The following is a 13,542-nucleotide window of genomic DNA, read 5'->3' as shown; positions in this document are numbered from 1 at the left end:
ACCAGCACAGAGTCAGGTTGACCCCGTCAACGGGAACTATCATTTGGATGCCCGCTATGGAGCGCTCCAACTGACGGGTCAGGGCAGAGGCTGTGTAAAAACTCAAAATTAATTTACACTCGAAAAAATCGGCATCTTAAAACACGCTCTATTCAATTTTTTCGACGCAGGGAATGATCTCCCTACCCATGATTTTTCAGAAAAAGTTGGAAATTTTTTGTTTTTACACAGTCTCGGCACAGACCGAGCATAGTCGAACGTTTACTGATGGTCCGTTACAGAATTCATTGCGGTCATAAAGGATCTATTTACGACTTTAATGTAAATTCTCGGATTTGAATTTGATGCAAAAATATTAACAATGTTCGGCCAAGCGAATACCTGATAGTTTCGATAAGCACGTTAATTTGGCTAGTATATATTTGGTGTCGACGGGACCGAACAGAACTTATCCAATTGCCGCAAAACTGGTACTTTTCCGTATATCTGCACTTCTTTTTTTGACCGGCAATCTTGTTTGGGGAGAACTCGTCCCGCTCACTATAAAAATGTATTACCAGGGGAGCAGATTTTTTTATTACATAATTCTGTTCATGTTCTCCGCGATTATTACCGTGGTTATAGTGTTACTGAAACGATTGTTATCCAAATCGCCTTCTTGAAGTTTGCAGTTAATGTAGCTCCGCGATTACATTGTTGATTCACTAAATAAAAAACAAAACTATTGGTTAAATACCGACACTTTGCGGCCGGCAGGTGTGGTAATACCAGCGCTGGATTACCGTATTAAATTTTCGTTACCCTAAGTACAGTTTGAAGCCTGCCTTTGGAATTTGAATGATTTAAGAATGTTATGACTCTTTTTGTGGCGCCATCAGACACCTGGTCAACGTCAATTACGCATATTTTTCACCATGGAGACTAACGAATGTCACAAGCGACTGTAACTTGATTATCAGGAAACGAAATTTATTGCATGAATTTGAAGGGCTACAGAGCTGCTGGCATTTTGATTGGAAACAGCGTTCAGTCGATGGGATTTTTCGGCGGACTCACATCAGGGTTCCGCGGTGTAATGGGGGGTGAGATCAAAGAGGTGACCGACATGATCCATGCCGGAAGACAGGCTGCGTTTATTCACATGGTGAATGAAGCCAAACATGAGAGTGTGCACGGCATTGTTGGTGTCAGTTCTGAATTGCGCGGTCTGGCAGGAAACTCCGAGTTTCTGTTCGTCGGATCCGGTGTATTGGGGAATAATCCGGGCAAATTATTTACAAGTGCTGGTGACGCCCAGGAGTTGTATTGTCATATGGATGCTGGTTACGATCCGATACATTTCGTCTTCGGTAACATCGCCTATTCAGTAGGTCTGGTTGGCGGCATATTCGGCTCGTTGAAAACGCTTATGCGTGGCGAGATTCGCGAATTCAGTGATATTTTTAACGAGACCCGGCACCACGCATTGAGTCGCCTTGTTTCTGGTGCCGTACGGGCGGGAGCCAACGCCGTAGTGGGAATTCGGACCAACGTCATGCGCTTCAACGGGTTTCATGAAATGGTCATGTCAGGCACTGCCGCGAGGCATCCGCATCTACCGGTAGAATGCGACCAACTTCCGGTGACCAGTGATCTGACCGGTGAAGAACTGTGGGCACTATCGAGTATGGGTTACGCGCCGATCAAATTATTGATTTCAACCTCGGTCTATTCGCTCGGTGCGATTGGAGGGGTGAAGGCTATTTTTCGCGGTCTGGCCCAAGGTGAAATCGGGGAACTGACGACCTTGGTCTACGATGCCCGAGAAAACGTATTTGACCGTTTAAAATCGGAAGCGAACGCAATTGGAGCCGAAGAGGTCGTTGGCACGAAAACCTATATTGTCGAATTGGGTTCCGGATTGATCGAGATCGTGGCGATCGGAACAGCGGTGCGCAAGTTACCAGGCTTTTCGGTTCAAACTGCGACTTTACCCTGCCAGGCTATCATTCGCGATAAAGACACTTGGCTGAATGGCGATGGCGGATTTGAATTGCAGTCTATCCGGGCCGGCGGCTGACTAAAAAGGTCGATTGTGGCTCAAGTGAATTGATACAACTAGATTTAAGTTAAGGGAGAGTTGATATGCCAAGGTTCGCAGTTGAGACGGCGGCGATTTCAGGTCGTTGGCCAAGAAAAACATCGAGTGGAAATTTGAAAGCTTCAATATGGAATTAAATTCTTGGCTGCATTCAAACCAATCCCTATTTTTTCTGCTAATGCCTTGGGTAGCCGCTCTGGTCGCAATCAGCGCAATGGCCAAACTGACCCATGCGGTCATCAGGCGACGAACAAATCGACCATTTTTGTCATCCGATAGAAGATTGACCATGCTGTTTTTCTGCGTCGTGTTAGTGGGTGCCGCATGTATCGTGTCACGACCGTTACTCCAATCTCTGTATTGGAGTTTCGAAGAGCGGACCTGGCCGACCGTAACTGGCACCATGGAGAACAGCGATGGATTTTCTTATACCGTAAATGGAACGCTCCATTACAACGACGTATCCACCCGCTACGGGCACATGATGTATAAACTTCCTGCCGCTCGAAGTAGATTATGGAATGCCCATCCGGAGCGTGTGGAAGGATTTAAACTGCAAGTCTATTACGACCCGAACAATCCACAGATATCTGTCATCGATAGACGAAGGCTTACTATCGAGGATTATATTATTTTGGCGTTTTCCTTCGTTCTTTGGTATGTCGCAATCATGGCGATTTTGCTTACCATCTAGCAGTTCTGGCATATTTATTGTGATGTTACTGCAAGTCCTGAAAGCATTGAAAACTTAGTTTGAATGGCAGCTATGTAGAATCGCGACAGGCCGTTTAGAGAACCGACCGAGCATAGGCGGATTTTACTGTTGGCCCGTTACAAAATCCATTGCGATCATAGAGGATCTATTTACGACTTTAATGTAAATTAATCGGATTTGAATTTAATACTAAATATTGAATTTACGACTTCAGATTACGGATTGTAAAAATTGGAATAAGGAAGACTAGGAGAGACTTTCGAACTGGTGATCGTCAATTTGAGCTGCGAATTATCCGACGTTTGACCTCATATAATTTTTCGGAACATTCAACGGTCAACCATTGCAGGCTAGCAGTCACTGCTCCCTAGATTGCAAGCGTTTCGCTAGCGCAATCAGCGTGTCTAGCCTGGATGTATCACATGCCAAGGCGGTGCCATCGCTCCATTGTGCCGTGGCCAATTCAGTTAATACGGTTCCGGTCGGCATTTCAAAGGCCAGCTGGGCGCCCAGTTCCTGCGCCAGCCTCAACGTTTCAAACCAATGCACTTGCCTTGCCATATTGGCGGCCAGATCAATCCCGATTAGTTGAGGATCAAACAAAGAACGGGCAGCGTTCGCGCTCAAATACTTTAATCCAGGTCGTTGCAATAGGATGGAATCAATCGATGTTTGCATCTGCTTTGCCGCAGTCTCAAACAAGGGGCAATGCGAAGGAACATTGACTGCCAGATGCAAAGCGTTTGATGCGCCTGAATGAAGTGCCTGTTGCATGACTTTGTCCAATGTCAGCTTCAAACCAGAAACCACCAGTTTTTTTTGCGCGTTCAAATTCGCCAAATATACTGGGGTCGAACTACTGTGGAACTTCTCAATAATTCTTTCAAGCTCAAATTTATCGAGTCCATTTATTGCTGCCATACCAAAACCGACTGGGTAAGCATTCTCCATTAAGCGCGAGCGAAGTTGAACCAGCCGAATCGCATCTGAGAACGTCAATACGCCAGCGGCAACTGCGGCGGGAAAGGCGCCGATTGATAATCCTACTACCATGTTTGGGACAATTCCATTCGCGGCAAACACCCGTGTCATCGCAACACCGACTATCAACAGACATAATTGGACTGAGTGCGTTGACTCAAGTGCGGTTGCACTATCAAGCAATTGACAATCGTAACCAAGGATCTCGCTAGATTGGCTAAGTGTATCGTCGACTTCGATGGTGTCAGGGAGCTTGTGCAACATGCCAGTCCGCTGCGCACCCTGACCAGGATACATAAATAACAGGCTCATGCGTCCAATTCCATCGGAGAAATCCAGGGAGTTGCCGTCAATATTGGTCCTGTGGCGGTCTTGAGTAATACTTTTTTGGGATTGCGCGCCCATTCATCAAAAGCAAAGCCGCCGTTTCCCGTATCGATCTGTATGTCGATCCGACACTGGTGCGATACAACAAGTTCTTTTATGTGCTGCAGCTTATCTGATTGCTGGTTCGATATTGTATTCGGCGCACGCACCAGCAAATCCAGGTCACTGTCGATACGCAATATCGAAGCGCCGGTGGCGAGGGCAAAGCCAACGCTACCAGTTGGTCCGCAAGAAAGACCTAGTGCATTCAAAGCTCCGGCAATACTATGCAAGGCCCTTACACAAGGAAAGTCTTGACCTTGCAAGTGGCGTTGCCAGTCGTGTTCTGCTAAAAGCGATTCGGGCGAAACACTGTCTTGTACAACGTCACTGCGCATCATGGCTGGAAGCCGCTCGAACCGAGCTGTGCCCCGCAACCCGACCGGCAACCAAACTCCACCTGCGCTGGGTGGCGCACGCCGCACAACCACTGGCCAATGCGGATTTACCCACGACGGCAACGGTGTATTAAAAATATCTCGTCTCTGCTGATGGGCGAGCCTAATAAAAAGCAGATCATGTGGCCGATAAGTTTTCATGATCTGACGTCACGCCATAATCGCTTTGGTTACGAAATACAAAACCGACGGACCTAAAAAGCAACCGAGCCCGGTGTGAAAGGTTGCCACCAATGCGCCATATGGCACCAGCCGGCGATCGGTCGCAGCCAATCCGGCCGATACACCACTTACCGTGCCGGCCAGCCCACCGAACACCATCGCGGAGCGAGGTGTTCGCAATCCTAAAAATTTCGCTACGATTGGCGTGCCGATCATCACCATAATTGCTTTAACTACGCCGGTTGCTATGCTCAGTGCCATTACGTCTGAACTTGCTCCAATCGCTGCGCCGGTTACCGGCCCCACAATATAAGTCACTGCGCCTGCGCCAATAGTCGTCATGCTGACGGCGTCTCTATAACCAAAATAATATGCCAGCGCGGCACCTACAACAAATGGCACAAGCGTTCCAAGCAACAAAGAAACGATACCAATTAAACCGGCCTTACGCGCCTCGTCAGGCCGTACTTCAAATGCAGTTGCAACAATGGCGAAGTCGCGCATCATCGCGCCCCCCATCAAGCCAATTCCTGCAAACAGCGATACGTCTGCCAATCCCTTTTGTCCGCCGCTATAAATTCCACCCCAGTATGCCAATGCCAGGCCAATCAAAATCGCGATGGCGGAGCCGTGCATTCTCCCGAAAGTCAATTTACGCGAGATAAACCCGGAAATCAAAATAATGAATCCGACCAGCGCAAACGCGGCAACCAAACCATTGCTGGTGATGGCCTTTTCTAATGTGGATAACATGGTGATTCCCTTCAGGCTGTAGGTTTAATGTCGACCGCCGCAGCTTCAGGCATTTCGGTGTCGTCGGCAAAGGGATCAACATCACTTTTTGGTTCCATTCGATTGATCAGCGCAATGATGCAGGCGCAAGATACCACCGCCCCAAAGGCCGCCAGGATTGCCACATGACCGCCTCGCAAAGCAGCAACCACATTTTGTTGCGCTGCCATCGCGACGACTACTGGAATATAAAGCGCGGCCCAAAAAGTGACGCCCGCTTCGGTTGGTTTGGGCATCAGGCCGCGCGGCTCCATAAACATGCGTGCAAAAATCAGTAACATCATCGCGATGCCGACACCGCCGACATTGGTTTGAACCCCGATAATTTTTCCCAGCAGATCACCGATAAAAATGCCGAGTAAATGGCACACGGCTAGTAGGGCGGTTCCATAGATAATCATAGTTGTCTCCTTTTTTGTTCGCAGCGCCAATTATTGATCAGGCTGCGTTTTAGAATAATGAATCGTTTGTTTGTGGCAGATACTACGTCAAGTTGCAATCGTCGGTTAGGTATTTGAATGGACACCCCACTGGTCTTGCAGTAACCGCCGCACAGTGCGCGTAGCCTGTCGATTTGGCGCTGTGAGTCGGCCGGAAAGATCACTATTATTATCGTTGACAATGCTTTTCAACGCGTCACGCAGACTTTCTTGCACACGCTCAATGTCCGCAGTATCTGGCTGGTCTGGATTGTTGAGTGAAACAAGTTTTGATAGTAGACCGAGAGACGCGAAACTCTGAATGTCATATGCCATCGGTGGAATTGTTGATGCAAGGCTCTCAAGCGCTTCGACGGATCGCATCGTAATTTTTGCAGCAGACTCTTTACCCATCGCGTGCACCATAACCTCTGGGTCGTTGATAGCGATAATACGGTTGGCCTGGTACCCATGTGCCAGAAACGCACCCGACATGGCTTTGCCAACCAGAAGAGCAATCACCGGATGCCCTGCCAATCTCGCTGTCGCATAAGCCCCTGCGGCAGCGGCCAACGCCACATGTATGCCATAAGCTTCTTCACGACGTCCGTATGCCTGACTGACTACATCGACGATTGCCACAATCGGCGTTTTATTTGCGCTGATCTGATCCTGTTTCACGATTTCGTCTACCGCGCGTGCAATATGCCAGCCTTCCAGCAGCCCCACCTCACCGCTACGAGCCCTGGCGAAGCGATTGTTTGGGTCTGGAATCACGGCGATATAGCGCGCGCTTTGACCATCAAGATCTGCGTCCGCAACCAGTATGGAAGGTGGGTAGCCTGAATGAAAATTAGCATTTGCTGCCAAGTGTCCAAACCATGTTGCACCGCGCTTGGATAGTGCTTCGGATTTACTGTTCATCTTATCCTCCACTTGCGTAAATTTGCCGTGCCATCTCTGGCGTTGCCTGTGTTTGTGCATCAACCAAATCAAGCGCCCGGATAAAATGTGCGATCTGCTGACTGCGATGTACTTTGGGAACGCCAAGTGCTAACAACCTGCCTACGTTATCTCGAATCCCGGCAACGTCGTCTTCGACCAAACTGTCTGCCAGATGACTGTCGACACGTTGCTGACCTCCGGTAAAACTCCAGATAAATGGCCGGTCGCGCGCATCATATTCGGCAATCCCGGCTTCCTGTTCAATGACACCAGGGCCGTTCAAGCCAATCCGCGCTTCGCGCGTGACAATCAGATAGCTGCACAAAGCCGCGGCAATCGACATGCCGCCAAAGCAACCGACCGTACCTGCAGAAATTCCGATCACGGGCTGATAACTGCGCAGGTCGACAATCGCAGAGTGAATTTCGGCAATGGCCGCCAATCCGAGATTCGCTTCCTGCAACCGAACGCCGCCCGTTTCAAACAAAATTATTGCAACGGTAGGTATCCCGTTACGATTGTCGTTTGCGGCCAGTTCCAACGCACCTGCAATTTTAGCGCCACCAACTTCACCCAGGCTGCCACCCTGGAACGCACCTTCAATAGCCAGCAAGACGCATGGCTGTAAATTGAATGTCCCTTTGGCGACAATCACGCCATCGTCAGATTGTGTCACCACACCCTGTTGCTCCAACCACGGTGATTTAACTCGATCAAACGGACCGATCAATTCGCGCATGCTTCCTTGATCTAAGAGTGCCCTGGCACGATCTCGCGCGGTTAGCTCGATAAAGCTTTTCTGCTTTAGTAATGTATCGATATCAATTGAATGATGGGTATCCATATAGCGTGCGTCCTTTATGCTTAATAGTGTGTTAGCCCAAGTTCTTCCAAAGCCTGCTCGATACGCAGGCGAACCACGCCGGGTGTCGCACCAAAATCATTCAACTCAATGCTCATGGCTGGTAAATTGCCAGAACTAAACAAACGATGCATCAATGCTCCCCAGACGGATCTCATGCCATCCACGCTGGTAGTGACCTGAATTCGGATCAATGCGACATCCGGTTCGATTAACACTTCCAGATCACCGGACCCAACTACGCCGACCATGACTTGTGACTGAATTGTCTGTCCATCCGTTGATGCATCAAATTCGAAATTTAGTTTTTCCATTTTCTTTACCATCCAATAGTTTGAATCTGATTATCTGAATCGACAAATTTGCTGCTCAACCATTTGGGCTGTTTCGTCAGATTGTCAACGAACAGTGCGGCAGCTAACATATCAGCCGAGCCGCCAGGTGATACGTGTCGACGCAACATGTCTGCCTCCAGGTTATGCAATGCTGCTTTTCCGGGCGCGGTCGTGACTCCACCCAATTCCAACACTTTCCTTGCGCCGATTTGAACAGAAGTCAGCGCGCTGGTGCCACCGCGCGACAATATGCAGGTATCGTCCAGCACCGCCATGATGGAAAGCAACGCGTTCAGCTGCGCGCAAGTTTCTTTGTCACCTTGCTTGCGTGACCGATGCAGGGTTGGCAGCGCGTGGTCGACTACGAATGGAAAGCCAGTTTGCGCCTGTGCTCGCGCACCGCCAACCTGATACCTAAAACAAGCCTGTTCCCCTTTGTTACCAGTGAATTTCGGCGCAAATTGATCGTCGATTTGTGCCAGCCGCGCCGCGCATTCGGTAATGGCGTTGACGCTCAACGCAGATAGATTTTGAGCCGCTGCGGTGACTAGCAGGCCCAGTGCCCATATTGCACCGCGATGGGTGTTTACGCCGTTGCTTACTTCCATCATGCGCACTTCACCGGCTCGACCAAGAGCACCAATGATTTCGCGCAATTGACGCTGTGGGTAGCGCTGCATGCCTGCGTCTGCCATTGCGTAAAATGTAGGGCGAAGTGCCAAGGCTGAATCGCACATAAGACTCCAGCTCATGTCGTAATGCGCACCACGACTTCGCATATCCACTAAACCGGGTTTTGGTGTCAGTGTGGCTTCATCGATCAGAGCTGCAATCACCATATCGGCCAGTTTTTCAGCTAACGCATTACTCTCAATTACCTGATAGATTTCGACCATTACCAACTCCTGAATTTGACTGGAGGTTCATACAATCCGTCTGACCAGGTAACCAGCTCTGCCACGCTTTTTGCGGCCAACAGTGAACGCGTTGCCTCATGACGATTAACACCCATATCTTGCGGGAATGCGATCAGGCCGTCTTGGCGTAATTTTGCCGTTGTAGTTGGATCGTGACGCAGCCCGATTGGCGTGACTCCGGCGACCGCTGCCACCATCGCTTTGCGTTCTTCCAGCGAGCGCGCCTTGTATAAATAAGCGATGCCTTCTTCAGTGAGCACATGCGTTACGTCGTCACCATAAATCATTACCGGCGCAATAGGCATGCCTGATTCCTTGCCAACCTGTACCGCATCAAGCGTTTCGACGATAGTAGGTTGCGCACCGTTTTGAAATGTTTCCACCATTTGCACGACAAGCTTTTTCCCTCTTGCCATGGGATCTTCGGTTTCGATCAGGTCCAACCAAGCCGGGCTCGCATGCCGCCTACCTCCAGGGTTGTGTCCCATATTTGGTGCGCCGCCAAAGCCAGTTAAACGGCCGTGTGTCACGGTTGAGGAATTCGCCAGCCCATCCATTTGCAGCGTCGAGCCGATAAATAAATCCACAGCGTATTGTCCGGCGAGCTGGCAATAAGCACGATTAGAACGCATCGATCCATCGCGCCCAGTAAAAAATACATCGGGACGCGCCGCAACGTATTTCTCCATGCCCAGTTCGCCACCGAAACAATGCACACTTTCTACCCAGCCAGATTCGATTGCCGGGATCAACGTAGGATGCGGATTCAACGTCCAGTTTTTACAGATTTTGCCTTTTAGGCCCAATTGTTCGCCATAAGTTGGCAGAATCAATTCGATCGCCGCAGTGTTAAATCCAATGCCGTGATTAAGAGATTGCACCTGATGTTTTTCATAGATGCCACGAATTGCCATCATCGCCATCAGCACATGCACCGGCTTGATCAAGCGCGGATCACGCGTAAATAAGGGTTCGAGAAAGAATGGTTTGTCGGCCTGCACCACGAAATCAATCCACGATCCAGGAATATCGACCCGAGGCAAGTCTGCCGGGTCGTCGACAATTTCGTTTACCTGCGCGATCACTATCCCATCACGAAATGCCGCTGCTTCAACTAAAGCCGGCGTGTCTTCGGTGCTGGAGCCAGTGTATAGATTGCCTTGTCGGTCCGCCTTGAATCCGGCCACCAGCACAACATTCGGCGTGAGATCCACATACAGTCGCGCATACAGTTCTACATAAGTATGAATCGCGCCGATTTCCAAAATGCCGTCCTGCAAAAACTGGGCGATGCGCAGACTTTGAGCGCCGGCATAAGCAAAATCCAACTTCGAGGCAATGCCGCGCTCGAACAGGTCAAGATGTTCTGTGCGACTGACGCTGGGCATAATTAAATGTAAATTATTGATCTTGCCCGGATCGACCTGCACCAGAGCGCGCGATAAAAAATCTGCCTGCTTCTGATTGTTCCCTTCCAATACCACTCGATCATTCGAAGATATCAGGACAGACAATGCAGCGACGATGTCTTCCGTTTTCAGGACAGGACCGTCTGCAAGATGTGCAGCCAGGCTTATTCTACGAAGCTTTTCAGCACGCCTTTTACTCCATTGCGGGCTAAGCGGCCTTGTTGTTTGCGCAATATTTCCCATCATTTCCCCCAGAATGCGATGCTGTAAAGATGACTGAATCCGAAGACAGAATAAGAACATGCACGTAGCACGTCAATCACGCAAAAGGTAATTTCGTTACGCGTAGAGTAATGATTGGCGTAACATAGCGCCATGAGTAGGTTGGCATATTTAGGGGAGCTTGTAATGACGATTGACGAAGCAATCAGCTTCAAAAAGCTGGAAATTTTCTTGGCTTTTATGAAACTGAACAATATGGCTCGCGTGTCCGAGTTATTGGACATCAGCACAGTAAGTGTGCATCGCGCTTTGCACTCACTTGAAGAAGCCATGCGATGTCCACTTTTTAAACGTGACGGACGAAGTCTGATTCCGCTTCAGTCCGCCTACACGTTCGCCGAGTACGCGCAACGCACGTTAGATGATTGCGAGGAGGGTATTCAAAAAGTACGCGATGCGGCCGGATTCAACGCCAAGCGGTTAAAAATTGGATCGCTGTACTCGCTGACATTGCGCTGTATTCCCAAGTTAATGGTTGGATTGAAGCTGCGCAAACCTGCATTGGATATTGACTTGACGCTTGGTTCCAATCGCGATTTGATAGATCAGCTCAATGCGGGGAAACTGGATGCTATTGTCATTGGCGTCCACACCAAGGAAGGTCTTCCTGATCAACCAAATTCAACACTGATCTCAATTCCTCTTTTCGATGACGACATTTTTTTGGCTGCGCCATTACGCTCGAAATTTAGTGGGCAGGAAAAAATTGATCTGACTGATCTGAAATCAGAAAAATTCGTCACGCTGACTGAGGGCTTTGTTACTTCACAGGACTTTTGGTATTGCTTCGAAAAGGCTGGCTTTGCTCCCGACATCAGCATGCGGGTTCAGGACATTTTTTCACTGATCAATCTGGTCAGTGGAGGAATTGGCTATAGTCTATTGCCTGGACGGGTGGCGAATTTTAGTAGCCATATTGAATTGATTCCATTGGAATTCAAGTTTGGCGCACAGCAGAGAATTACCTTGTTGTTGTCGAAAGCCAGGGAACGCGATCCGAATTTATTGGCGCTGGCGGCAGAATGTCGGCTTTATGGCATGGGTGGAAACAAGGATGGCTTTTTATAATTTGCCGTCATTTCGTTGCGGTCTGATTTGCAAAACATCGAATATGGATTTATCATTCCGCACAGATTATCGCTTACGAATACACATCTATGAACCAGAATCCATTTCACCGATTTTCGCAATTCTTAGGTGCAGCTTTGCTGCTATTGTCACCCATGCTGTGTAGCGCACAGGTCTATAAATGCACAGAAAACGGTAGCGTCACATTCCAGTCCGACCCGTGCAAAACTGGCGGAAAGCTGATGCATATCGACAGCGGGCCAAGTGCGCAAGCCATCAATGAGGCCAAAAATCGCGCCGACAAGGACAAGAAATCCGCGTGGGACAAATCTGCCAGTCCAACAACAAGCCGCAATGACGCCCCAGAAGCACACCCACCAGATTGCGAAAAACTCAATAAGGCTGTCGCAGATGCCGAGGCACAGCGCAAAGAGCTGATAGCGCCGGGTATCGGGAGTCCGACCAGTGCAGGAATACGCAATGTCAACCGACTCAGCGGGCCCGTCGATCAGCAATACAACTATGCCAAGAACATGGCAGATGCGTCGGGATGTCATTAGATAACCATTTCAATCTGAACGCCCGCTTTGTAGGGTCTCGACAGGTGACGGGCAGAGACTGCGTAAAAATTCAAATTAATTTACATCCGAAAAAATCGACCTCTTAAAGCAAACTCTATTCAATTTTTTCGACGTAGGGAATGATCTCTCTAGCCACGAAGTTTCAGAAAAAGTTGGAAGTTTTTTGTTTTACACAGTCTCGGCACTCAACTGTCAGATAAGTGATTTTAGTTTGCGACTATATTTGTAGGGAACATGTATTGACTTATCGGATTGTCGGCGATTTGGTCCGACGGATAATCCACAGCAGGACCATCATGCCAATGAACACTACGGGATTTGCAAATAAGCTCCCTTCCGGCCCAGCAGTGCCTCCGCTCATTTTAATATCACCAACGGCGTGCGTAATCATCAGATGCCCCTGGGCAGTGACGCCACTATCAGGGGCGCCATACAGATAGGATTGTGACCAGTTCCAAGCCCCGTGGAAACCGATTCCTAGCCACAAAGATCCACTCAGCCAGCGTAGTAGGCAAAAGAATATACCAGCAACAAAAACGCCAATCAGACCAATAATATTTTCACCGGAATTACCCATGTGCATGGCTGTAAATAGAAGTGAGAGCACGAGGATAGATGGCCAAGGACCGATTCCACGAAACAATGCATTCTGCAGGTATCCGCGGATCATCATTTCTTCGTTAATTGCCACCAGCATAAAATCGCCAAACCAGAGTGAGGCGTAACTAAAAATCGATATACCTTGCAACGCAATACCGTCAAAAACCAAGTGTCCACTGACATATAGCAATCCGACTAGTATTGAAAGGCAAATGAACCCGGCTACCACGCCAATAAAAAAATTCGGAACGCCGCGTTGCCCTCCCAGCCCGTATGAGCCAAACGACTTTTTCTCAATACGCGCCATAACTGCTGTTGCGATTACTACCAGTGCAACCAATATTGATTGACCGATGTAAGTGTCTTTCAGTGTCGCGATATTTTGGGATGTTTTCGGTAAATGCATCATTTGAACTATCAAGTTCAATATTAGCGCCGTAGCTGCACCAATAGAGGCATAAATTACTATAAACAGCAAAACGCTCCAGCCGGCGCGCAATCCGTCTGGGCCAATGAATATATTTCGTACCTTTGCCTTGCGGGCATCGCTTAGTACGCTCATCAAAGAAT

The 13,542-nt window shown here is 48.8% G+C and carries 14 protein-coding genes; 4 read left to right on the top strand and 10 right to left on the bottom strand.

Annotated elements, in window-relative coordinates; all coding sequences use genetic code 11:
• The first annotated feature begins 976 nt into the window (after nucleotides 1-976).
• Both S2091_RS03660 and S2091_RS03655 read left to right on the top strand, forming a co-directional pair.
• Nucleotides 977-2,059 carry a heavy metal-binding domain-containing protein gene (locus S2091_RS03660; RefSeq protein WP_207769599.1) on the top strand — a complete coding sequence of 361 codons (1,083 nt, stop codon included), beginning with the start codon at nucleotides 977-979 and terminating at the stop codon, nucleotides 2,057-2,059.
• A gap of 106 nt (nucleotides 2,060-2,165) precedes the next feature.
• Nucleotides 2,166-2,774: a DUF3592 domain-containing protein gene (locus tag S2091_RS03655; protein ID WP_105530431.1), complete on the top strand. Its 609-nt coding sequence runs from the start codon at nucleotides 2,166-2,168 to the stop codon at nucleotides 2,772-2,774.
• 378 nt (nucleotides 2,775-3,152) lie between these two features.
• On the opposite strand, the gene S2091_RS03650 is transcribed toward S2091_RS03655, so the two are convergent.
• The 9 genes from S2091_RS03650 to mdcA all read right to left on the bottom strand — a co-directional run bounded on the left by S2091_RS03650 (nucleotide 3,153) and on the right by mdcA (nucleotide 10,687).
• Complete coding sequence (locus S2091_RS03650; RefSeq protein WP_105530430.1) at nucleotides 3,153-4,088, bottom strand: malonate decarboxylase subunit epsilon; 936 nt, start codon at nucleotides 4,086-4,088, stop codon at nucleotides 3,153-3,155.
• A complete protein-coding gene (locus S2091_RS03645) occupies nucleotides 4,085-4,741 on the bottom strand; it encodes a malonate decarboxylase holo-ACP synthase (protein WP_105530429.1) in 657 nt (218 codons plus the stop codon). Before S2091_RS03645 ends, S2091_RS03650 begins: the two co-directional genes overlap by 4 nt.
• A gap of 9 nt (nucleotides 4,742-4,750) precedes the next feature.
• The gene (madM, locus tag S2091_RS03640; protein WP_105530428.1) at nucleotides 4,751-5,515 is read right to left on the bottom strand and encodes a malonate transporter subunit MadM; all 765 of its coding nucleotides are present in this window, start codon (nucleotides 5,513-5,515) and stop codon (nucleotides 4,751-4,753) included.
• A gap of 11 nt (nucleotides 5,516-5,526) precedes the next feature.
• Nucleotides 5,527-5,955 carry a malonate transporter subunit MadL gene (gene madL, locus S2091_RS03635; protein WP_105530427.1) on the bottom strand — a complete coding sequence of 143 codons (429 nt, stop codon included), beginning with the start codon at nucleotides 5,953-5,955 and terminating at the stop codon, nucleotides 5,527-5,529.
• Nucleotides 5,956-6,060: 105 nt separating this feature from the next.
• Nucleotides 6,061-6,897: a biotin-independent malonate decarboxylase subunit gamma gene (gene mdcE, locus S2091_RS03630; protein ID WP_105530426.1), complete on the bottom strand. Its 837-nt coding sequence runs from the start codon at nucleotides 6,895-6,897 to the stop codon at nucleotides 6,061-6,063.
• A gap of 1 nt (nucleotide 6,898) precedes the next feature.
• On the bottom strand, nucleotides 6,899-7,762 hold the full coding sequence (locus S2091_RS03625) for a biotin-independent malonate decarboxylase subunit beta (protein WP_105530425.1): 864 nt from the start codon (nucleotides 7,760-7,762) through the stop codon (nucleotides 6,899-6,901).
• Between the two features lie 20 nt (nucleotides 7,763-7,782).
• The gene (locus S2091_RS03620) at nucleotides 7,783-8,094 is read right to left on the bottom strand and encodes a malonate decarboxylase subunit delta (RefSeq protein ID WP_105530424.1); all 312 of its coding nucleotides are present in this window, start codon (nucleotides 8,092-8,094) and stop codon (nucleotides 7,783-7,785) included.
• A gap of 5 nt (nucleotides 8,095-8,099) precedes the next feature.
• Entirely contained in the window at nucleotides 8,100-9,011 is a 912-nt protein-coding gene (locus tag S2091_RS03615; RefSeq protein WP_105530423.1) for a triphosphoribosyl-dephospho-CoA synthase, read from the bottom strand.
• Complete coding sequence (gene mdcA, locus S2091_RS03610) at nucleotides 9,011-10,687, bottom strand: malonate decarboxylase subunit alpha (protein ID WP_243405307.1); 1,677 nt, start codon at nucleotides 10,685-10,687, stop codon at nucleotides 9,011-9,013. Before mdcA ends, S2091_RS03615 begins: the two co-directional genes overlap by 1 nt.
• Nucleotides 10,688-10,849: 162 nt before the next feature.
• Here mdcA and S2091_RS03605 point away from each other — a divergent pair, with 162 nt between their 5' ends.
• Nucleotides 10,850-11,791 (top strand): LysR family transcriptional regulator, encoded by a 942-nt coding sequence (locus S2091_RS03605; protein WP_105530421.1) that lies wholly within the window; start codon nucleotides 10,850-10,852, stop codon nucleotides 11,789-11,791.
• An 89-nt stretch (nucleotides 11,792-11,880) separates the two neighbouring features.
• On the top strand, nucleotides 11,881-12,351 hold the full coding sequence (locus S2091_RS03600) for a DUF4124 domain-containing protein (protein ID WP_105530420.1): 471 nt from the start codon (nucleotides 11,881-11,883) through the stop codon (nucleotides 12,349-12,351).
• Nucleotides 12,352-12,616: 265 nt separating this feature from the next.
• Here S2091_RS03600 and S2091_RS03595 read toward each other — a convergent pair whose 3' ends face one another.
• Nucleotides 12,617-13,534, bottom strand: coding sequence for a CPBP family intramembrane glutamic endopeptidase (locus tag S2091_RS03595; RefSeq protein WP_105530419.1), 918 nt, complete (start codon nucleotides 13,532-13,534; stop codon nucleotides 12,617-12,619).
• Between the last annotated feature and the right edge of the window lie 8 nt (nucleotides 13,535-13,542).

Origin of the sequence: Solimicrobium silvestre (assembly GCF_002976435.1) — a bacterium.
GTDB classification, from domain to species: domain Bacteria; phylum Pseudomonadota; class Gammaproteobacteria; order Burkholderiales; family Burkholderiaceae_D; genus Solimicrobium; species Solimicrobium silvestre.
Note: the sequence above shows the minus strand (reverse complement) of the source record. Positions and strands in the feature narration are given on the sequence as shown.